Source organism: Mycolicibacterium nivoides, from assembly GCF_003855255.1.
GTDB classification, from domain to species: domain Bacteria; phylum Actinomycetota; class Actinomycetes; order Mycobacteriales; family Mycobacteriaceae; genus Mycobacterium; species Mycobacterium nivoides.
This window is the reverse complement of sequence record NZ_CP034072.1, coordinates 347,092-366,929: the sequence shown is the minus strand read 5'-3', so window position 1 is coordinate 366,929 and position 19,838 is coordinate 347,092. Positions and strand designations below refer to the sequence as shown.

General features: G+C 67.6%; 19 protein-coding genes and 2 tRNA genes. 8 read left to right on the top strand and 13 right to left on the bottom strand.

Translation table 11 applies throughout. From position 1 onward, the window contains the following. Positions 1–186: 186 nt before the first annotated feature. Genes EH231_RS01820 through EH231_RS01810 form a run of 3 tightly spaced genes read right to left on the bottom strand, consistent with a single transcriptional unit; the run spans position 187 to position 4,780 of the window. Positions 187–894 (bottom strand): HNH endonuclease family protein, encoded by a 708-nt coding sequence (locus EH231_RS01820; protein ID WP_124711768.1) that lies wholly within the window; start codon positions 892–894, stop codon positions 187–189. Beyond that, positions 891–3,140 carry an ATP-dependent DNA helicase RecG gene (recG, locus tag EH231_RS01815; protein ID WP_090425039.1) on the bottom strand — a complete coding sequence of 750 codons (2,250 nt, stop codon included), beginning with the start codon at positions 3,138–3,140 and terminating at the stop codon, positions 891–893. The genes EH231_RS01820 and recG overlap by 4 nt, the downstream gene beginning before the upstream one ends. Next, positions 3,140–4,780: a fatty acid kinase ATP-binding subunit FakA gene (locus tag EH231_RS01810; RefSeq protein ID WP_090425038.1), complete on the bottom strand. Its 1,641-nt coding sequence runs from the start codon at positions 4,778–4,780 to the stop codon at positions 3,140–3,142. The genes recG and EH231_RS01810 overlap by 1 nt, the downstream gene beginning before the upstream one ends. A 262-nt stretch (positions 4,781–5,042) precedes the next feature. Between EH231_RS01810 and rpmB the strand changes: the two genes are divergently transcribed. Together rpmB and EH231_RS01800 are read left to right on the top strand one after the other, a co-directional pair. After that, positions 5,043–5,237 (top strand): 50S ribosomal protein L28, encoded by a 195-nt coding sequence (gene rpmB, locus EH231_RS01805; RefSeq protein WP_003881125.1) that lies wholly within the window; start codon positions 5,043–5,045, stop codon positions 5,235–5,237. 69 nt (positions 5,238–5,306) lie between these two features. Next, positions 5,307–5,642, top strand: coding sequence for a hypothetical protein (locus EH231_RS01800; RefSeq protein WP_124711767.1), 336 nt, complete (start codon positions 5,307–5,309; stop codon positions 5,640–5,642). Between the two features lie 5 nt (positions 5,643–5,647). On the opposite strand, the gene EH231_RS01795 is transcribed toward EH231_RS01800, so the two are convergent. Both EH231_RS01795 and EH231_RS01790 read right to left on the bottom strand, forming a co-directional pair. Then, on the bottom strand, positions 5,648–6,361 hold the full coding sequence (locus EH231_RS01795; protein ID WP_124711766.1) for a uracil-DNA glycosylase: 714 nt from the start codon (positions 6,359–6,361) through the stop codon (positions 5,648–5,650). 24 nt (positions 6,362–6,385) lie between these two features. After that, positions 6,386–7,378: a thiamine-phosphate kinase gene (locus EH231_RS01790; RefSeq protein ID WP_090425035.1), complete on the bottom strand. Its 993-nt coding sequence runs from the start codon at positions 7,376–7,378 to the stop codon at positions 6,386–6,388. Between the two features lie 106 nt (positions 7,379–7,484). On the opposite strand from EH231_RS01790, the gene EH231_RS01785 reads away from it, so the two are divergent. Together EH231_RS01785 and EH231_RS01780 are read left to right on the top strand one after the other, a co-directional pair. After that, positions 7,485–7,727, top strand: coding sequence for an Lrp/AsnC ligand binding domain-containing protein (locus tag EH231_RS01785; protein WP_044517483.1), 243 nt, complete (start codon positions 7,485–7,487; stop codon positions 7,725–7,727). 10 nt (positions 7,728–7,737) lie between these two features. Then, positions 7,738–8,301, top strand: a complete 564-nt coding sequence (locus EH231_RS01780) for a DUF3515 domain-containing protein (RefSeq protein ID WP_090425034.1) — start codon at positions 7,738–7,740, stop codon at positions 8,299–8,301. Between the two features lie 4 nt (positions 8,302–8,305). Here EH231_RS01780 and EH231_RS01775 read toward each other — a convergent pair whose 3' ends face one another. From EH231_RS01775 to EH231_RS01765, 3 genes are all read right to left on the bottom strand, one after another. Then, positions 8,306–9,439, bottom strand: a complete 1,134-nt coding sequence (locus EH231_RS01775) for a D-alanine--D-alanine ligase family protein (RefSeq protein WP_090425033.1) — start codon at positions 9,437–9,439, stop codon at positions 8,306–8,308. A gap of 61 nt (positions 9,440–9,500) precedes the next feature. Beyond that, positions 9,501–10,607: a cystathionine gamma-lyase gene (locus EH231_RS01770; protein WP_090425032.1), complete on the bottom strand. Its 1,107-nt coding sequence runs from the start codon at positions 10,605–10,607 to the stop codon at positions 9,501–9,503. Between the two features lie 29 nt (positions 10,608–10,636). Beyond that, positions 10,637–11,635 carry an NAD(P)H-dependent glycerol-3-phosphate dehydrogenase gene (locus EH231_RS01765; protein ID WP_205263319.1) on the bottom strand — a complete coding sequence of 333 codons (999 nt, stop codon included), beginning with the start codon at positions 11,633–11,635 and terminating at the stop codon, positions 10,637–10,639. A gap of 64 nt (positions 11,636–11,699) precedes the next feature. On the opposite strand from EH231_RS01765, the gene cofC reads away from it, so the two are divergent. The 3 genes from cofC to mutT1 are packed head-to-tail and all read left to right on the top strand — an operon-like array spanning position 11,700 to position 15,587. Beyond that, complete coding sequence (gene cofC, locus EH231_RS01760; RefSeq protein ID WP_090425031.1) at positions 11,700–12,368, top strand: 2-phospho-L-lactate guanylyltransferase; 669 nt, start codon at positions 11,700–11,702, stop codon at positions 12,366–12,368. Between the two features lie 22 nt (positions 12,369–12,390). Next, complete coding sequence (locus EH231_RS01755) at positions 12,391–14,598, top strand: RNA degradosome polyphosphate kinase (protein ID WP_124711765.1); 2,208 nt, start codon at positions 12,391–12,393, stop codon at positions 14,596–14,598. Positions 14,599–14,648: 50 nt separating this feature from the next. Continuing rightward, positions 14,649–15,587: an 8-oxo-(d)GTP phosphatase MutT1 gene (gene mutT1, locus EH231_RS01750; protein ID WP_090425029.1), complete on the top strand. Its 939-nt coding sequence runs from the start codon at positions 14,649–14,651 to the stop codon at positions 15,585–15,587. Positions 15,588–15,649: 62 nt separating this feature from the next. Here mutT1 and EH231_RS01745 read toward each other — a convergent pair whose 3' ends face one another. From EH231_RS01745 to leuC, 3 genes are all read right to left on the bottom strand, one after another. Further along, the gene (locus EH231_RS01745) at positions 15,650–16,318 is read right to left on the bottom strand and encodes an HU family DNA-binding protein (protein ID WP_124711764.1); all 669 of its coding nucleotides are present in this window, start codon (positions 16,316–16,318) and stop codon (positions 15,650–15,652) included. A 215-nt stretch (positions 16,319–16,533) separates the two neighbouring features. Continuing rightward, on the bottom strand, positions 16,534–17,127 hold the full coding sequence (leuD, locus tag EH231_RS01740; protein WP_090425028.1) for a 3-isopropylmalate dehydratase small subunit: 594 nt from the start codon (positions 17,125–17,127) through the stop codon (positions 16,534–16,536). Between the two features lie 13 nt (positions 17,128–17,140). After that, complete coding sequence (leuC, locus tag EH231_RS01735; RefSeq protein WP_090425027.1) at positions 17,141–18,595, bottom strand: 3-isopropylmalate dehydratase large subunit; 1,455 nt, start codon at positions 18,593–18,595, stop codon at positions 17,141–17,143. 118 nt (positions 18,596–18,713) lie between these two features. On the opposite strand from leuC, the gene EH231_RS01730 reads away from it, so the two are divergent. Beyond that, entirely contained in the window at positions 18,714–19,415 is a 702-nt protein-coding gene (locus tag EH231_RS01730) for an IclR family transcriptional regulator (RefSeq protein WP_029111385.1), read from the top strand. 190 nt (positions 19,416–19,605) lie between these two features. Here EH231_RS01730 and EH231_RS01725 read toward each other — a convergent pair. Together EH231_RS01725 and EH231_RS01720 are read right to left on the bottom strand one after the other, a co-directional pair. Then, a tRNA-Glu gene (locus EH231_RS01725) sits at positions 19,606–19,678 on the bottom strand. A gap of 68 nt (positions 19,679–19,746) precedes the next feature. Continuing rightward, positions 19,747–19,821: transfer RNA gene (locus EH231_RS01720), tRNA-Gln, on the bottom strand. Positions 19,822–19,838: the final 17 nt, after the last annotated feature.

The window sequence follows — 19,838 nt, the reverse complement described above, 5'->3', positions numbered from 1 at the left end:
CCATGCCCTTCTTGCTGTTCTTCTCGTGTACCGGTTGACATTCGGACAGCACCTCCAGCCAGTCCTCGACGGTCGCCCGCGCAAATCCCGCCCACGCACCATCTGGCTCGACAAGTGAGCGGGCATAGGCCTCGGCCCACAGTGTCAACAGCGGCCGATGTTCAACGGCGGCGGACTTGCGGCTGCTCAGCCCGTGGGGCAGGTACCCGCGGCTTCGCGCAGGACCCCGGCTGACGCGGCGTCGACCGGGAGCGTGTAGCCGCGCAGCACCTCGGCGAACTGCACCGCGTACTGACACCAGAACGACCGGTTGGGTGGCATCCAACGGGCGGGCTCCTGATCGCCCTTGTCCTGATTGGGTTTACCCGCGACCGCCAGCAGATTGGCCGGGTCGTTGGCGAACCGCAGCCGCAGATCGCCGGGCCAGTCACGAGCGCCCAGATCCCAGGCCAGCGCCAGCGGCACGATGTGGTCGATCTGCACCGAGGCACCCGTCTGATTGCCGCGTACGAACGACACCAACGCATTGGTGTACGGATCGTGCAGCGTGCCCGTCGCCACGGCGGACGGACAGCGCTTGATCGCGACGAACGTCTTGTCGACGAGGTCACGGTTGAGGATGTCGTTGCGGGTGTCGCAGCCGTTGTGACCACCGGGCGCGCTGTTGTCGTCGTCCCAGGACTCACCGAACGCCGCGCGGCGATAGTCGTTGCCGCGCACCCGCACGGGCACCTCTGACACCCCGGCCAGCAGATCCACCCCCGGTGCCATGCTGGGCGGTTGCGCCTCGGCGGCGAACCGGACGGAGTGCGGTGTCGACGTGGTCACCTGGATGGCGACCACCACCGCGAGTGCGACGGCCGCGGCCAGCCACCACACCCGCCGGCGGGTCATGCCTTGTCCAGGTATTCGACGCGGTCGGTGTTCACGAATTGTGCCGCCAGCAGATCCATTCCGGGATCGTGCGGACTCTGCTCGTAACGCTGCTCGCAGAACGCCCGGGCCTCCTGGATCACCTCGAGGTGATCCCGCAGCGACAGGAAACGCAGGTTGATGGTGCGCCCGGACTGGTTGAGGCCCAGCACATCTCCCTCACGACGCTCATCGAGATCGAGATCGGCCAGAGCGAAGCCGTCGAGTGTCCCGGCGACGGCGGTGATCCGCTCACCGGCCTTGGAGGTCTCGGGCAGCCGGGTGGCCAGCAGGCACAGGCTGGGATGCTGACCACGACCGATCCGGCCGCGCAGCTGATGTAGCTGGCTGATGCCGAACCGGTCGGCGTCCATCACCACCATCATGGTCGCGTTCGGCACGTCGACACCGACCTCGATGACGGTGGTACACACCAGGACATCGATCTCGCCGGCCCGGAACGCGCCCATCACCGCATCCTTCTCGTCGCCGGACAACCGGCCGTGCATCAGCCCGAGCCGCAACCCGGACAACGGGCCCGCACTCAACCGATCGAACAGTTCGACCACCGTGACGGGCGGCGGCCCGCCGCGCCCGCCGTTCGCGTCTCCGGGTTTGTCCGACTCGTCGATACGCGAGGCGACCACATAAGCCTGTCGCCCCGCGCCCACCTCCTCGCGGATGCGCGCCCAGGCCCGGTCCAGCCAGGCCGGCTTCTGCGAGATGAAAATGGTGTTGGTGGTGATGGGTTGACGGCCGCGGGGTAGCTCGCGCAGTGTCGAGGTCTCCAGATCGCCGTACACCGTGAGCGCCACCGTGCGCGGGATGGGCGTGGCCGTCATCACCAGGAGATGGGGAGTCAGACCATCACGTGCCTTGGCACGCAACGCATCCCGCTGCTCGACGCCGAACCGGTGCTGCTCGTCGACGACCACCATGCCGAGGTTGTGGAACTCCACCGCATCCTGCAGCAGGGCGTGCGTACCGACGACGATGCCGGCCTGCCCGGAGGCCACCTCGCCGCGCACGGCACGCTTCTGCGGTGCTGTCATCGATCCGGTCAGCAACGCGACACCGGTCGACGCCTCGGCGCCGCCGAGTTGCCCCGCCATCGCCAGCGGCCCCAGCACGTCACGGATCGAGCGTGCATGCTGGGCGGCAAGCACTTCCGTGGGCGCCAGCAAGGCGCACTGGTAGCCCGCGTCGACCATCTGCAGCATCGCCAGCACCGACACGATGGTCTTGCCCGAACCCACCTCGCCCTGCAGCATCCGGTTCATCGGCCGCGTGGAGGCCAGTTCGCCCGAGATCACCTCCAGCACTTCAGATTGGCCCGCGGTCAGCTCGAACGGCATCCGACTGCGCATCGCGGCCGCCAACCCGCCGTCGACGGGCGGTGCGGGAGGACCGGATTCGCTCAACTCGCTGTAACGCCTGCCCACCAGACCCCACTGGAGACCGATGGCCTCATCGAAGGTCAGCCTCTCACTGGCCCGTTCACGTTCAACTGCATTCTCGGCCAGGTGAATGGCCCGCAGGGCCGCATCCTCTGACATCAGATTATGTTCGCGCACAAAGGATTCCGGCAGAGGGTCCGGGACCGGGTCGAGGACGTCGAGGGCCTGACGCACGCATGCGTAGATGTCCCAGCTCTGCACCTGCTTCGAAGCCGGATAGATCGGGAAGAAGTCGCGCTCGAACTCCGCGAGCATCTCTTCCCCGGTGGCTCCAGATGCGGTTGCGATGGTCTTGAGCGACTTGGTCCCGATCTGCTTCCCGGGCGGTGGATTCAAGACCAGGAAGGCCGGATGGTCCAGCTGAAGGGTATTGCGGAAGTACTTGACCTCGCCCGAAAGCATGAGCCGTGTGCCGGTTTCCAGCTTGTCGACCATCCACCCGGCGTTGAAGAACGTCGCCGTCACGGTGGGCCGGTGATCACCCAGGGTGACCCGCAACCACTTTCGGCTCTTCTGCCTACCCGTCGTCTTGTTGAAGACCGGCTTCATGTCGCCGACCTTGGTTTCGGTGACGACCTCGATGAAGGTGACGTGCTCGCCCTCCTCCAGGTCGAGGGCCTCCCCCTCACCGCGCACCGTCATGCCGTCGCTGTACTTGCGCGGGTAGTGCCGCAGCAGATCGTTGACCGTGCGCAGGCCGAAATTGGCGTTCAGCTTTTCCGCGTTCTTCTTTCCGATCACGAACTCGAGGCGGTCACTGAGGTTGACCACTACTCCACCCCGATCAGCAGGGCGTCGCCGCGGTGACCGGTGTGGTAGGTCACCAACTCGACGCCGAGGTGAGCACGATGCACATGAGCCTTCAGCGCCTGCCCCACGGCGCCGTCCACCCCGTCGCCGGTCAGCACCGTGATCAGTTCCCCGCCCGCCACCATCAACAGGTCGATCAACCCGGCGGCAGCCGTGGTGATGTCGGGTCCCACGATCAGCACCTCATCGCCGGCGATGCCAAGCCCGTCGCCCGGCTTGCAGGAGCCCGCCCAGGTCAACGCCTCTTCGGTGGCGATCCGCACCGCGCCATGCCGCGCACCCGCGGCCGCCCGCGCCATGGTGTACCCGTCGTCGACCGCTTGCCTGGTCTCGTCGTGAACGGCCAGCGCGGCCAGCCCCTGCACCATCGATCCGGCCGGCACCGGCACGACATCGATGCCCCGCCCGATCGCCGCCGTGCAGCCCGCCACCAATTCTTCGGCGGCGACGTACCCATTGGGCAGCACCATGACCTGGGCAGCACCCACGTCGACCAGGGCGCGCAACAACTGCTGGGCGTTGACGGGCTCGCCCTCGTCGGGCCGCAACACGTGCGCGCCCTCACCCGCGAACAGCTCGACGCCACCGTCTCCGTCGACGACGGCCAGCACGGCGCGCTCACGAGCCCAGCCCCCGGCAGATCTGAGGCCCGGGGCCACGGTCAGCGCGGTGATCTGGATGCGGTTCAAGGACCCCACCGCGAGCCCGGCCTCGACTGCCGCCCCGGCGTCATCCGCGTGGACGTGAACCGAGTACTGATCACCGCCGGAAGCGGCGATCGCCACCGACTCACCCATCTGCTCAAGCGCGGCCCGTAACCCCTCGACGGCGGGCGCGCCGCAACCGGTCAGCAGGTACATGACCTCGAACTGAGGCGGGGCCTGTGTGGCGGCCAGTTCGGTGGCGGCAAGCGCGGCCTGCGGTGAGGCCGGGGTGTAGACCGGCCGGCGGGGCGCATGCCCGGCCAGTGTGGCCGTCATCGCGTCCAGCAGGACCAGCAAGCCGCGACCACCGGAATCGACCACGCCGGCCTTGGCCAGTACGTCGAGTTGTTGCGGTGTGCGATCCAGGGCGGCTGATGCGGCTTCGCCGGCGGCCGCGGCCGCGTCGGCGACGTCACCGCCCTCGGCCGCGCAGCGTGCGGCGGCCTCGGCCGCGGCCTGCAGCACCGACACGATGGTCCCGGGCACGGGCTCACCCATCGACGTGACGGCCAAGGCAGCGGCATGGCGCAGCGCAGCTCCGAACAGCGCGGCATCCACGGCCGACAGGTCGCCGTCACGCTGGGCCGCCGCGGTGGTGATGACCTCGGCCAGCCCGAGCAGGATCTGCGACAGGATCACCCCGGAGTTCCCCCGGGCCCCCTGCAACGCTCCGGCCGCCAAGGCGCTGGCCACTGCGGGGATGTCCCCGTCGGCCGGCTCGGCGTCGACATGCGCCCATGCCGAACGCATGGTGAACAGCATGTTGGTCCCGGTGTCCGCATCGGCAACCGGGAAGACGTTGAGCCGGTTGATCTCGTCGGTATGGGTGATCAGGTCGTCGACGGCAGCGTGGGCCCATGCCCGCAGAGCGGGGGCATCCAGCCGCCGAGCCGACATCGGACCTCCCAATCCCCATCAGATCCCACAGAAATCCGCGGTCATCCTCCGCGGTCACCGCCGTGGGCGCCAGCCTATCGACTGACAGCGACAAACTTGATCAGAGCACCGCCGGCTGTGGACAACCTGGGGTCGTGTTCACGGGCCGTTTTGGCGATCCTCTGGCCTCCCGGTATTCTGATCAGGTTGTCGGGTTGAGCCCCGCCGTTTTGCGGCGAGCGGGCCCAGACCCCCCAAGGACTGATTTCGAGGAGTTGTTGATATGGCTGCCGTGTGCGATATCTGCGGAAAGGCCCCGGGCTTCGGCAAGTCGGTGTCGCACTCGCATCGGCGGACCAGCCGGCGCTGGGATCCGAACATCCAGTCGGTGCGTGCCGTGGCGCGTCCGGGTGGCAACAAGCAGCGCGTGAACGCCTGCACCTCCTGCATCAAGGCCGGCAAGGTCTCGCGCGGCTGACGTTGCACGCCTGATCGGCGCGCGACCGGCTCGTTTATTCAAGGGCACGGCAGGGTACGTCCTGCCGTCATGGCCCTATGTCGTGCATCACATGCACCGTTCTGCACATTCGCTGCCGCCATCGCGGTCGGCTCGATGCTGACCGCGTGTGGCGGCACCTCCACCGATGGCAACACCATCACCTCGGAGACGTCTTCGACGACCGAGGCACCGGTGACCTCGGAAGGCCCGGTGACCCGCACCGAGACCACGGTCATCGAAACCCCGGTGTCCCCTGCGCCCACGTCGCCCGCCGAGATGCCCACCTCTCCAGGTGAAGGTAGCGGGGACGTCACCATCGAGATCCCCTCACCGGGTATTCCGGCCCCGCCGGCCATTCCGCAGCCGCCGGGCCCGATGCCCTGATCCTCTCAGGGCAACCGCCAGTCGATCGGGTCGGCGCCTTTCTGCTGCAGCAGTTCGTTGGCACGACTGAACGGACGTGACCCGAAGAATCCCCGCGACGCCGACAACGGCGACGGATGCGGCGATTCGATCGTCGCGCAGTCACCTTCGGCCAGTAGCGGTTTCAGCGTCGAGGCATCACGGCCCCACAGCACCGCCACCATTGGTTGCTCGCGCGCCACCAGCGCCCGGATCGCGCACTCCGTCACCGCTTCCCAGCCCTTGCCCCGGTGCGAGGCCGGTGTCCCCGGGGACACCGTGAGCACCCTGTTGAGCAGCATCACGCCTTGCTGCGCCCACGGGGTGAGGTCCCCGTTGGCCGGCTGGGGATGGCCCAGATCCTCGGTGTACTCGGTGAAGATGTTCGACAGACTGCGCGGCAACGGGCGTACGTCGGCACCCACCGAGAAACTGAGGCCGACGGCATGCCCCGGCGTCGGATACGGGTCCTGACCGACGATCAGCACCCGCACCTTGTCGAAAGGAAAGGTGAAGGCACGCAGAACATTCTGGCCGGCAGGCAGATAGCGTCTGCCGGCGGCGAGTTCAGCGCGCAGGAACTCCCCCATCTGCGCCACGTGCGCCCCCACCGGCTCGAGCGCGCGGGCCCAGCCGTCCTCGACAAGTTCATTCAGGGGGCGTGCACCTGTTGAATCGCTCGTCGCATCCGCAGCAGTCACGGAAAGCCAACTTAGCGTGAGCCCTCAGTCAAACGATTGCCATCCCGCATTTCCGGCCCACGCGCCGCCGTCGACCAGGACTGTCGGCGGGCCGTCGAGCACCCGTCCGACGGCCCGCCAGCCCGGAGGCAGCGCGCCGGGGAACGTCGCGGCCAGCGCGTGGTCCTCACCGCCGCCGAGCACCCACTCCCAGGGGTCCGCACCCACTGCCGCGGCGGCCTCGGCGACCGCCTGCCGATCGCCGTCGAGAAGGCGCCTGTCCACGTCGATGCCGACCCCCGAAGCCGTCGCGATGTGGCCCAGGTCGGCGAGCAGGCCGTCGGACACATCAGTCATCGCGGTGGCGCCGGCGTCGGCGGCGCATGCGCCCTGCCCGTAGGGCGGCTGCGGGGTCAGGTGCCGCTGCCGTAGTTCGGAGAACCCGGCCTGTCCTTCTATGCCGCGGTGCAACAGTGCGTATCCGGCTGCCGAACGACCCAGTTCGCCGGCCACCGCCACGGTGTCGCCAGCCCGGGCACCGCTGCGGCGCACCGGTTCCCGGCCACCGAGGTCGCCGAGCACCGTGACCGATATCACCCACAGCGGGGCGCTGACCAGATCGCCGCCTGCGATGCTGGCGCCCAGCTGACGCGCCTCGTCCCACAGTCCGTCCGTCACGCTCGCCGCGACAGAGACGGAGGTGTCCGAAGGGGCGCCGAACGCCACCACGAAGGCCGTGGGCCGCCCGCCCATCGCTTCGATGTCGGCGGCGTTCTGGGCGATGGCCTTACGGCCGATATCGTGCGGCGTCGACCAATCCAGCCGGAAATGGCGGTCCTGCACCAACATGTCCGTGGAGACCACCGTGCGGCCGTCGGCCGCCGTCACGACGGCCGCGTCGTCGCCGGGGCCCAGGGTCACCGCGTCGGCTTGCGTGCGTCCGGCGACCAATCGGTCGATGACGGCGAATTCCCCGGCTGCCGCCAAGGTGTCGTCGTTGTCGTCAGCGGAATCGCTGCCGATGGTCTCGCCGGTCATGTGGCCTCCTGCCGGTCGGCTGCCGCGTCCTGAACCCGAACCCGACCTGCGGTACGTTTGGTGCCTGCGGCCAGCAGTTTATGCAGCGAGACGGAGGAGACAGCCGGTGGTGGAGGCTTACGTGCTGATCCAGACCGAGGTGGGCCGCGCCGAAGTCGTCGCCAAACAACTCTCCGCCCTGCCGGGCGTGGTGTCCGCGGAATACGTGACCGGGCCCTATGACGTGGTCCTGCGCATCAGTGCCGACACGTTGGCGCTGCTGCAGTCCGACGTGGTCCCCGCCGTGCAGCAGGTGCCCGGGATCACCCGGACCCTGACCTGCCCGATCGCCAACGCCGGCCAGCCATAGAGTTGGTGGTGTGACCGACTCGCACACCGCCGATGGACCGCCCCGCGCCCTGTTGATCGCGGCGGTCGTCGTCGCGGTCTCGGTGCTGATCACCGTCCTCGGTATCGCGGCGTCCCGGCAGCGCTCACCCGAGCAGCAACCCGTCGCCATCCCGGCGATACCGGCACCGCAGGCCGACAGCCAGCAATGCCACGATCTGCTGAACGCACTCCCCCAGCAGCTCGGTGATTTCCGCCGCGCCCCGACCGTCGACCCCACGCCTCCTGGCACCGCGGCCTGGCGCGCCGAGCCCGACACCGAGCCCGTCGTCCTGAGGTGCGGGCTGGAACGCCCCACCGATTTCGTCGTGGGCACTCCGCTGCAGGTGGTCGACGAGATCCAGTGGTTCAGAGTGGGAGAAGCCGGCCCCGCCGCCGATGACCAGGGCCGCAGCACGTGGTACGCCGTGGACCGCCCGGTGTACGTCGCGCTGACCCTGCCCGCCGGCTCGGGTCCGACACCCATTCAGCAGATCTCCGGTCAGATCGCCCGCACCATGACCGCCCAGGAGCCGGCACCGGCCCCGGTGCGGTGAGGTTTCAGCGCAGGCCGGTGCCGCGAGCGAGCGCGGTCTCGACCATCGCGGTCAGCAACGTCGGATAGTCGACGCCGCTGGCCGCCCACATGCGCGGGAACATCGAGATGGTGGTGAACCCCGGCATGGTGTTGATCTCGTTGATCACCGGTCCGTTGTCGGTCAGGAAGAAGTCGACGCGAGCCAGCCCCTGGCAGTCGATCGCGGTGAACGCGCGCACGGCCAGCCGGCGGACCTCCTCGGACACATCGTCGTCGACCTTGGCCGGCACATCCAATTCGGCCGCGTCGACAAGGTATTTGGTGGCGAAGTCGTAGAAGCCGTCCTCGCGTCCACGCACTCCGGCCACGCGGATCTCGCCCACTGTGCTGGCTTCGACGCTGCCATCAGGGAATTCGAGTACACCGCATTCCAGTTCGCGGCCCGGCACCGCGGCCTCGACGATGACCTTCGGATCATGGCGGCGCGCGAGTTCGATCGCGGCGGGCAGTTCATCCCACGCCGCGACCCGGCTGACGCCGATCGAGGAGCCACCCCGGGCGGGCTTGACGAAGACCGGCAGGCCGAGGCGTTCCCGCTGCTCAAGACTGAGCGTGGGTACAGAATCGTCGCGGCTGGGACGCAGCACGACGAAGTCGCCGATCGGCAGGCCCTCGGCGACGAGGAGCTTCTTGGTGAACTCCTTGTCCATCCCGGCAGCACTGGACAGCACACCGGAACCCACATACGGAATCCCGGCCAACTCCAGCAGGCCCTGGATGGTGCCGTCCTCGCCGTAGGGGCCGTGCAGCACGGGAAAGACCACATCTACGGCGGCCAGCAGCTCACCGGGACCGTTGCTCAGCGCCAGCAGCTGCCCGCTGCGGTTGGGGGCGGCAGGCAGCGCGAGTTCGGTACCGGACGTCTCGGTGACCTCGGGCAGCTGGCCGTCGGTGATCGCGAGGGTCTCGGGCCGTCCGTCGGTCAACATCCACGAACCGTCGGGGGTGATCCCGACCGGGATCACCTCGAACCGCTCGGGGTCGAGATTGCGCAGGATGCTGCCTGCCGATACGCAGGAGATCGCATGCTCCGAGCTACGCCCGCCGTAGACAACGGCGACGCGCGTGCGGGATCCGGTCTGATTACGGCCTGTCACAACCTAGAGAGGCTACCGTCCCGGTCGGTCCCTGCATTTCGGCGCATCCTGACCTGGGCTTTCACGCCCGAAGCGCCTGCTCGACATCGGTCAGCAGGTCTTCGGTGTCCTCGATCCCGGCCGAGATACGGGCGAACCCGGCAGGCACCGGGTCGCCCCAGCGGGCCCGGCGGTCGACCGAGGTGTGAATCCCGCCGAAGCTGGTCGAGGCGATGAGCAGGGCGCTGCGGTCCACCAGGCCGTGGACAGCCGCGGCATCTGCCAGCTCGATCGACACCAATCCGCCGAACCGCTTCATCTGGGCGGCCGCCAGCTCGTGCGCCGGATCTTCGGGCAGCCCGGGATAGCGCACCGAGCGCACCGCCGGATGGCTGCGCAGCATCAGCGCCAGGGCCGCGGCGTTCTGGCACTGCCGCTCGAAACGCAGCCCGGCGCTGCCGAGGCTACGCAACACGAGCCACGCCTCGAACGCGCCCAGGATCGGACCGGCCAGCAGCCGGTCCCGCTCCACCGCGGCCATCAGCTCGGGCTGGCTGCCCGCCACGTAGCCGGCCACCAGATCGCTGTGACCCGACAGTGATTTGGTGGCACTGGCCACCACGAGGTCAGCGCCCAGCGAAAGCGGCTGTTGACCCAGTGGTGTGGCGGTGGTGTTGTCGACGACGAGAGTGGCGCCGCGACCGCGGCAGGTCATCGCCAGCCGGTGCAGATCCACGACGTCGAGCCCGGGGTTGGCCGGCGTCTCGGCGAGCACCACGTCAGCGTGGGCGGCCGCCTCACAGATATCGGCGACATTCGCCTCGATCACCGTGATCCCTTGCGGTGCAAGATATTCGGCCGCATACCGGCGGACCTGGTAGTAGCCGTCGGCCGGGACCACCAGCGTGGTTCCTGGTTTGGCGAGCACCCGCAGCGCCGAGGTGATGGCGGCCATGCCGGACCCGAACGTGAGCGCGGCGCCGGCCCCTTCCAGTTCGGCGAGTGCTGATTCCAGCTGGCGCCACGACGGGTTGGAGCTGCGCCCGTAGCTGTCCAACGGCTCGGTCTCGTCGGGCGAGAGATGGAATGTCGACGCCGGTACCGGGATCGGGGCCACAGGCTGTCCCGGAATCGATTCCAGACCAACGGCTTTGACGCTCCGGGTGGAATCGCCGTACATGCCGTCCATACCTGCTACCTCCTCGCGTCCAGAGGCCGTCACTCCGGTTTGGTACTGCGTCCCAACAGTCCTGCGACGGCCTCGTGAACCGACAATCCCTTGTGGCACACCCTATGAACGGCGTCGGTCAACGGCATCTCGACGCCGTAGCTTGATGCCAGCGCCAACACCGATTCGCACGAGGCCACTCCCTCGGCCACATGTCCGCCTGCCGCGGTCAAGGCCGATTCCATGGTGCCGCCCTTGCCCAGTCGCTCACCGAAGGTGCGGTTACGGGAATGTCTGGAGGTGCACGTGGCCACGAGATCCCCGACGCCGGCCAATCCGGCGAGCGTCGCCGGAGTGGCACCCAGCGCGATACCCAACCGCATCACCTCGGCCAGACCGCGGGTGATGATGGCGGCGACGGTGTTCTCCCCCAGCCCCACACCCACGGCCATTCCGCAGGCCAGCGCGATGACGTTCTTGCAGGCCCCGCCCACCTCGGCACCGACCACATCGGCGTTGGTGTAGGGCCGGAAGTATCCGGTGGCCAGGGCGCGTTGCAGTGTTACCGCGCGGCCGGAGTCGCTGCACGCGACGACGGTGGCCGCGGGCTGCTCGTCAGCGATCTCGCTGGCCAGGTTCGGCCCGGTCACCACCGCCACCCGGGACGGATCGGCGCCGGTCACCTGGACGATGACCTGGCTCATCCGCATGAGTGAGCCGAGTTCGATTCCCTTGGCCAGGCTCACCAGCGTCACGTCGTCACCGATCAGATGCTTCCAGCCCTCCAGGTTCGCCCGCAGCTGCTGCGCCGGAACCCCGAGCAGCACCGTGCAGGCACCGGTCAGCGCCTCGGCCGGATCGGTGGTGGCCTTGATCGTCGAGGGCAGCACGACGTCGCCGAGGTAGCGACTGTTGCGATGCTCGGTGTTGATCTCGTCGGCAACCTCGGGGCGCCGGGCCCACATCGTCACCGGATTGCCCGCGTCCGCCAGCACCTTGGCCAGCGCCGTTCCCCACGCACCGGCACCCATCACCGCAGCCTCTACCACCCGCTCACCCTAACCCGGCGGCTGCGCCACGCGCCGACGCCAGCCGGGCTGGCAGGATGAACCCATGAGCGGCTCCCGAAGCGACACCGCCGCAGCAGCAACGCAGGCCGCTGACGTCACGCTGGTGATTGCGGTGAAACGGCTGTCGGCGGCCAAAACCCGGCTGGCGCCCATCTTCTCCGCGGCCACCCGCGAGGCCGTGGTGCTGGCGATGCTCGTCGACACCATCACTGCCGCGTCGTCCATCGCCCCGGTGACAGTCGTCACCCCCGACGACACCGCGGCCGACGCCGCCAGACAACTCGGTGCCGGGGTGCTGATGGACCCGACACCGCCCGGGCATCGTGACCCACTCAACAACGCCATCGCCGCGGCCGAGGCCGAACTCCGCTCCACCGCACCGAATATCGTTGTTCTCCAAGGAGATCTGCCTGCCCTGCAGCCCCAGGAGCTGGCCGAGGCCCTGACCCTGGCCCGCGGCTATCAACGCAGTTTCGTCGGAGACCGGCACGGCACGGGCACCTCTGCGCTGTTCGCATTCGGCACTTCGCTGGCTCCGCACTTCGGATCCGATTCGGCTGCGCGCCATCGGCACTCCGGTGCGATCGAACTCACCGGCGCGTGGCCCGGTCTGCGCTGCGACATCGACACACCCGACGATCTCCAGGTGGCGCGACGCCTCGGTGTCGGAGCCGCAACCGCGCGCACCCTCGGCAGGCACGCCAGTAGGTAGCCCCGCACCCCTGGCATAGGGAATGATCGGACAGATGAGCGAAGCCACCGAAGCCGAGCCAACGACCCGATCCGACACCTATGAACGGGACACGACCTCAACCTCATCGGGGCAGCCCATCGAGTCGGCGACACCTGAGGCACCACCGGCGGCCACCTGGCCGGCCGTGGACGACGCGCTGCCCGAGGACCGCTACCTCAACCGCGAACTGAGCTGGCTGGACTTCAACGCGCGGGTGCTGGCCCTGGCCGCCGACCCGTCACTGCCACTGCTCGAGCGGGCAAAGTTCCTGGCGATCTTCGCGTCCAATCTCGACGAGTTCTACATGGTCCGGGTGGCCGGCCTCAAACGCCGCGACGAGATGGGACTTTCGGTGCGTTCGGCCGACGGTCTGTCGCCACGCGAGCAGCTGCGCCGGATCAACGAACGCACCCAGCAGATCGCCAGCCGTCATGCCAGTGTGTTCCTCAGCTCGGTCCGCCCGGCGCTGGCCGAAGAGGGCATCGTCATCGTCAACTGGGCCGAGCTCGACGAGGCCGAGCGGGCAAAGCTCTCCACCTACTTCCACGAACAGGTATTCCCGGTCCTCACGCCGCTGGCGGTGGACCCGGCCCACCCGTTCCCGTTCGTCAGCGGGCTGAGCCTGAATCTGGCCATCACCGTCAAACATCCCGAAGACGGCGGGCAGCACTTCGCCAGGATCAAGGTCCCCGACAACGTCGGGCGCTTCGTAGAGCTGAGCGCACCCACCGACGGATCGACCGCGGTGCGGTTCCTGCCGATGGAGGAACTCATCGCCGCGTTCCTGCCGGTGTTGTTCCCCGGGCTTGAGATCGTCGAGCACCACGCGTTCCGGATCACCCGCAACGCCGACTTCGAGGTCGAAGAGGACCGCGACGAGGATCTGCTGCAGGCGCTCGAACGCGAACTCGCCCGAAGGCGGTTCGGCTCGCCGGTCCGGCTGGAAGTGTCGGACGACATGACCGAGAGCATGCTCGAATTGCTGCTGCGGGAACTGGATGTGGCCCCGAGCGACGTGATCGAGGTGCCCGGGCTGCTGGATCTGTCCGCGCTCTGGCAGATCTACGCCGTGGACCGGCCCGCACTCAAGGATCGGCCGTTCGTGCCCGCCACCCCACCGGCTTTCGGCGAACGCGAGACGCCCAAGAGCATCTTCTCGACGCTGCGCGACGGGGACGTGCTGGTGCACCACCCCTATGACTCGTTCTCCACCACGGTGCAACGCTTCATCGAGCAGGCCGCCGCCGACCCCAACGTGCTGGCGATCAAACAGACTCTCTACCGCACCTCCGGCGATTCACCGATCGTCAACGCGCTGATCGACGCGGCCGAGGCCGGCAAGCAGGTGGTCGCGCTCGTCGAGATCAAGGCCCGCTTCGACGAACAGGCCAACATCAAGTGGGCCAGGGCTCTCGAACAAGCCGGGGTACACGTGGTCTACGGGTTGATCGGCCTGAAAACCCACTGCAAGACCTGCCTTGTGGTCCGGCGTGAAGGGTCGACGATCCGGCGCTACTGCCACATCGGCACCGGCAACTACAACCCGAAAACCGCGCGACTGTATGAAGACGTCGGCCTGCTCACCGCCGATCCCGACATCGGCGCCGACCTGACCGACCTGTTCAATTCGCTGACCGGCTACTCGCGCAAGGACTCCTACCGCAATCTGCTGGTGGCGCCGAGGGGTGTGCGCAAGGGAATCATCGAGCGCATCGACCGCGAGATCGCCGCGCATCACGACGGGGCCACGACCGGAATCCGGCTGAAGGCCAATGCTCTGGTCGACGAGCAGGTGATCGATGCGCTCTATCGGGCGTCGCAGGCCGGCATCCCGGTCGAGATCGTGGTCCGGGGCATCTGCGCCCTACGCCCCGGCGTTCCCGGATACTCCGACAACATCAGGGTGCGCTCGATCCTCGGGCGCTTCCTCGAGCACTCGCGGATTATTCACTTCCGCGCCACCAACGAGTTCTGGATCGGCAGTGCCGACATGATGCATCGTAATCTCGACCGCCGTGTCGAAGTGATGGCTCAGGTCAAGGATCCGAGGCTGACCGCGCAACTCAACGAGGTGTTCGAGTCCGCGATGGATCCGGCCACCCGGTGCTGGGAGTTGCGACACGATGGTCACTGGACAGCGCTGCCCCAGGAGGGGCAGACAGTCCGCGACCACCAGGTGTCGCTGATGGAACGTCACCGGCACCCCTGATCCCCACCGGGCCGACTGCCCTGGCCGGTGAATGACCTGCAGGAGTTGACGTGTCCGACGACAGCACGAAGGCGGCCAAGCCGGGCACCAAGCTGGTACCCGCGGCGGGCGCCGTGTTGTGGCGCGGCGGCGAGGACGCCGCAGGCGTAGCCGTGACCGAGGTGGCCGTCATCCACCGCCCGCGGTACGACGATTGGTCCCTGCCGAAGGGCAAGGTCGAGCTCGACGAAACCGATCCGGTGGCCGCCGTGCGCGAGGTCCACGAGGAGACGGGCTACACCGCGCAGCTCGGTCGCCGGCTCGGCTCGATCTCGTACGACATCCCACAGGGGACCAAAAGGGTCTGGTACTGGGCTGCCCGCGCGACGGGAGGTGACTTCACCCCCAACGACGAGGTGGACAAGCTCATCTGGCTGCCGGTGCATGCGGCAGCGGATCAGCTGGTTTACCCGCACGATCGAAAAGTATTGCGGCGCTTTGCAAAACAGCCACCCGATACCAAGACGGTGCTCATCGTCCGGCACGGCACGGCCGGACGACGATCACGTTTCAAGGGCGATGACCGCAAGCGTCCGCTGGACAAGAAGGGCCGGGCACAGGCCGAGGCTCTGGTCGCCCAACTATCGGCATTCGGTGCCACAACGCTTTACGCGGCCGATCGGTTGCGCTGTCATCAGACCCTGGAGCCCCTGGCCCAGGAACTCGGCGTGGACATCCACAATGAGCCGGCGCTGACCGAGGAGGCCTACAACTCCGACCACAAGGCCGGTCGCAACCGCGTACTCGAACTAGCGACCCGGGCGGGGACCCCGGTGATCTGCACGCAGGGCAAGGTGATTCCCGATCTCATCTCGTGGTGGTGCTCGCGCTCACAGGTTCGCCCGCAGACGACCGGAAATCGCAAGGGCAGCACCTGGGTGCTGTCGATGGCGGACGGCCGGCTGATCGCTGCGGACCACCTCGGCAGTCCGCTGCCCTCCGGCAGCTAGACCCACACGAGAAAAGGCACGTCGTGAGCTGACCTACGGCTCACGACGTGCCTTTACCGTAATTACTTGCGGCCCTTCTTGGCCGGCGCCTTCTTGGCAGCCACCTTCTTGGCGGGAGCCTTGGTCGCGGCCTTCTTGGCCGGTGCCTTGGTCGCGGCCTTCTTGGCGGGAGCCTTGGTCGCGGCCTTCTTGGCGGGAGCCTTGGTCGCGGCCTTCTTGGCCGGAGCCTTGGTCGCGGCCTTCTTGGCCGGAGCCTTGGTCGCGGCCTTCTTGGCCGGAGCCTTGGTCGCGGCCTTCTTGGCCGGAGCCTTGGTCGCGGCCTTCTTGGCCGGAGCCTTGGTCGCAGCCTTCTTGGCCGGAGCCTTCTTGGCGACGGCCTTCTTGACGGCGGCACGCTTGACCGGGCCTGCGGTGACGCCACGCTTGACGGCCGGGCCGTCAGACGGGAGACGCTGCGCCCCAGAAACAACCGCCTTGAACTGAGCGCCCGGACGGAAAGCCGGCACCGAGGTGGGCTTGACCTTCACCGTTTCGCCGGTGCGCGGGTTACGCGCCACACGGGCAGCGCGGCGGCGCTGCTCGAAAACACCGAAGCCGGTGATCGTGACGCTGTCGCCCTTGTGCACCGCGCGGACGATGGTGTCCACAACGTTCTCCACCGCGGCGGTAGCCTGCCGACGATCGGTGCCCAGTTTGGTTGTGAGTACGTCGATGAGCTCCGCTTTGTTCATCCAAAACCTCCGAAACCAGTGGTCCTCCTTGGACCGACTAGAGGACACGGTAAACCCTGCGACCACTGATTTCCAAGAGCCACGCGCAATTTCAGGCGTAGCTAGCGAACAATCCGGCAATCCGCTTGCCCCACTTGGACTCCGCCCGGTTGGGTTCTGAAGCGGTTCGGCACGCGGCTAATTCGGGCGCGGAAGCACCCGTACGGGGCCCTCGATCAGGCCGGCAGAGTGCGCGGCTTCCAGGTCGGCCGACGCTTCTCGTAATCCTCGATCGACGAGAGTTTCCGCAGCGTAAGGCCTATATCGTCGAGTCCCTCGAGCAGGCGCCAAGCCGTGTAGTCGTCAATTCTGAACGGCAGCACAACCGTTCCGGCGACGATATTTCGATCTTGAAGATTCACAGTGATTTCCAGCCCAGGATTCTGCTCGATCAGCTTCCATAAGAGCTCGACATCATCTTGAGCGACTTCAGCCGCCAATAGCCCGGCCTTGCCGGCGTTGCCGCGGAAAATGTCGGCGAAACGAGATGAGATAACCACCCGGAAGCCATAGTCCATGAGCGCCCAGACGGCATGTTCGCGTGATGATCCGGTGCCGAAATCGGGTCCGGCGACCAACACCGAGCCTTTGTCGAATGGCGGGAGATTCAGAATGAACGACGGATCCGTGCGCCACGCGGCGAACAATCCGTCCTCGAAACCCGTTCGGGTGACCCGCTTCAAATAGACGGCGGGGATGATCTGGTCGGTGTCGACATTGGACCGCCGCAGCGGGACGCCGATGCCGGTGTGAGTGTTGAACGCTTCCATTCTTGGGTTCCTCTCAGCGGGACGCGGCAGGCAGATCGGCAGGGGACGCCAGCTTTCCGCGTACGGCGGTGGCTGCCGCGACGGCCGGCGAGACGAGGTGGGTGCGGCCACCCTTGCCCTGCCGACCTTCGAAATTCCGGTTGGAAGTCGAGGCGCAGCGCTGCCCCGGCGACAGTTGGTCGGGGTTCATGCCCAGGCACATCGAGCAGCCGGCCTGACGCCACTCGGCGCCCGCGGCGGTGAATATCCGGTCGAGCCCTTCCGATTCGGCTTGGGCCCGGACCCGCATCGAGCCCGGCACGACCAGCATCCGAACCCCGTCGGCGACCTTGCGATCGCGCAGCACGTCGGCGACCACCCGCAGGTCCTCGATCCGGCCGTTGGTGCAGGACCCGACGAACACGGTGTCCACGGCGATGTCGCGCATCGCCATCCCGGGCCGAAGGTCCATGTAGGCCAAAGCCTTCTCCGCCGACTGACGCTCTCCGTCGTCGCCCATCAACTCCGGATCCGGGACCGACGCCGACAGCGGGATTCCCTGTCCCGGGTTCGTGCCCCACGTCACGAACGGGCTCAACGTGGCGGCGTCCAGGTAGACCTCGGTGTCGAATTCGGCGCCCTCATCGGTACGCAACTGGCTCCACGCCTCGATAGCGGCGTCCCAGTCGGCCCCCTTGGGAGCGTTCGGACGGCCCTTGAGGAACTCGAACGTGGTCTCGTCCGGAGCGACCATTCCGGCCCGTGCCCCTGCCTCGATGCTCATGTTGCAGATCGTCATCCGGCCTTCCATGGACAGCGCCTCGATGGCACTGCCCCGGTATTCGATGACGTGACCCTGGCCGCCGCCGGTGCCGATCTTGGCGATCACGGCCAGGATGATGTCCTTGGCGCTCACGCCGGGCGGCAGCACGCCGTCGACGTTGACCGCCATGGTCTTGAACGGCTTGAGCGGCAGTGTCTGCGTGGCCATCACGTGTTCGACCTCGGATGTGCCGATGCCCATGGCGATGGCGCCGAACGCACCATGGGTTGAAGTGTGGCTGTCCCCACACACGACCGTCATGCCCGGCTGCGTCAGCCCCAGCTGCGGGCCGATGATGTGCACGATGCCCTGTTCCGCATCGCCCATCGGGTGCAGCCGGATGCCGAATTCCTCGCAGTTGCGCCGCAATGTCTCGACCTGGGTGCGAGAAACCGGATCCGCGATCGGCTTGTCGATGTCGACCGTGGGCACGTTGTGGTCCTCGGTGGCGATCGTCAGGTCAGGCCGTCGCACCGGCCGGCCCGCCAATCGCAGGCCGTCGAACGCCTGCGGGCTGGTGACCTCGTGCACGAGATGCAGGTCGATATAGATCAGATCGGGCTCTCTGGCAGCGCCCTCTCCCTCACCGCGCGCCACGACGTGGTCTTCCCAAACCTTCTCGGCCAGGGTGCGCGGCTTCACGGATGTCTGTGTCGATTGGTCCATCGCTACTTCTCGATTCGATTAACGGCAATGCGGGCTTGCATCAAGAGTCCGCCAGGGCTGGGAGTTACTGTCGCCATCTCATCTGTCATCTCACAATGCGAGACGCTAGTATCTCTCTGTGAGAAATGATAGCGGCATCGGCGTTCTCGACAAAGCCGTGGGTGTGCTGCACACCGTGGCCGAGTCACCTTGCGGGCTGGCCGAACTGTGCGAGCGGACCGGGCTGCCGCGGGCGACCGCACACCGGCTGGCCGCCGGGCTGGAAACCCACCGCCTGTTGGCCCGCGACGGCGACGGACGCTGGCGGCTCGGCCCGGCATTGACCGAATTGGCCTCCCACGTCAACGATCCGCTCCTGGCGGCCGGGGCCGCGGTCCTGCCCCGCCTGCGTGAGATCACCGGCGAGAGCGTGCAGTTGTACCGGCGCGAAGGGCAATCCCGGGTCTGCGTGGTGGCGCTGGAGCCTCCGGCCGGGTTGCGCGACACCGTGCCGGTGGGCACCCACCTCCCGATGACGGCCGGTTCGGGCGCCAAAGTGCTACTGGCCTATGCCGACCCGGCGACCCAGCAGGCGGTGCTGCCGGCCGCCAAGTTCACCGACCGCACGCTGGCCGAGGTCCGCAAGCGCGGCTGGGCGCAGAGCGCCGCCGAGCGTGAGCCGGGTGTGGCCAGCGTCTCGGCGCCGGTGCGCGACGGCAGGGGCGCCGTGATCGCCGCGGTGTCGGTATCCGGACCGATCGACCGCATGGGCCGGCGCCCCGGAGCCCGCTGGGCCGCCGATCTGCTTGCCGCCGCCGACGCACTCACCCGCCGACTGTGAGGCGAATCTCAGCACGCGGTTGAGCGCCCGGCGTGGCGGGCCGGCGTCGCGTCGAAATCCGACGGCTGTCACGCCGGCGTGACGTTCGACACCCAGACCCACTCTGGCGTGGTGAAGGGGTGCGGTCGGGCGCTGTGTCCGGATAACGCAAAAGCGCCCAGTTCGTGAGAACTGAGCGCTTTTACTTCTGTACCCCCGATGGGATTCGAACCCACGCTACCGCCGTGAGAGGGCGGCGTCCTAGGCCGCTAGACGACGGGGGCTAGAACTTCCGGATGGTCAGCATAGCCTAGGCGGTCCTGCTCACCTAATCCGTCTGATGCCGTCCGGATGGCTGGGGTACCAGGACTCGAACCTAGAATGGCGGTACCAGAAACCGCTGTGTTGCCAATTACACCATACCCCAATAATTGCCCATCACCG

Bases quoted from the DNA above. Each gene is read 5' to 3' on its own strand.
- leuD (WP_090425028.1), bottom strand. From the start codon at position 17,127: ATGGAAGCGTTCAACACTCACACCGGCATCGGCGTCCCGCTGCGGCGG.
- EH231_RS01770 (WP_090425032.1), bottom strand. From the start codon at position 10,607: ATGGACGGCATGTACGGCGATTCCACCCGGAGCGTCAAAGCCGTTGGT.
- leuC (WP_090425027.1), bottom strand. From the start codon at position 18,595: ATGGACCAATCGACACAGACATCCGTGAAGCCGCGCACCCTGGCCGAG.
- EH231_RS01790 (WP_090425035.1), bottom strand. From the start codon at position 7,378: ATGACCGGCGAGACCATCGGCAGCGATTCCGCTGACGACAACGACGAC.
- EH231_RS01755 (WP_124711765.1), top strand. From the start codon at position 12,391: ATGATCGGACAGATGAGCGAAGCCACCGAAGCCGAGCCAACGACCCGA.
- EH231_RS01745 (WP_124711764.1), bottom strand. From the start codon at position 16,318: ATGAACAAAGCGGAGCTCATCGACGTACTCACAACCAAACTGGGCACC.
- EH231_RS01800 (WP_124711767.1), top strand. From the start codon at position 5,307: ATGGCCCTATGTCGTGCATCACATGCACCGTTCTGCACATTCGCTGCC.
- rpmB (WP_003881125.1), top strand. From the start codon at position 5,043: ATGGCTGCCGTGTGCGATATCTGCGGAAAGGCCCCGGGCTTCGGCAAG.
- cofC (WP_090425031.1), top strand. From the start codon at position 11,700: ATGAGCGGCTCCCGAAGCGACACCGCCGCAGCAGCAACGCAGGCCGCT.
- EH231_RS01820 (WP_124711768.1), bottom strand. From the start codon at position 894: ATGACCCGCCGGCGGGTGTGGTGGCTGGCCGCGGCCGTCGCACTCGCG.
- EH231_RS01810 (WP_090425038.1), bottom strand. From the start codon at position 4,780: ATGTCGGCTCGGCGGCTGGATGCCCCCGCTCTGCGGGCATGGGCCCAC.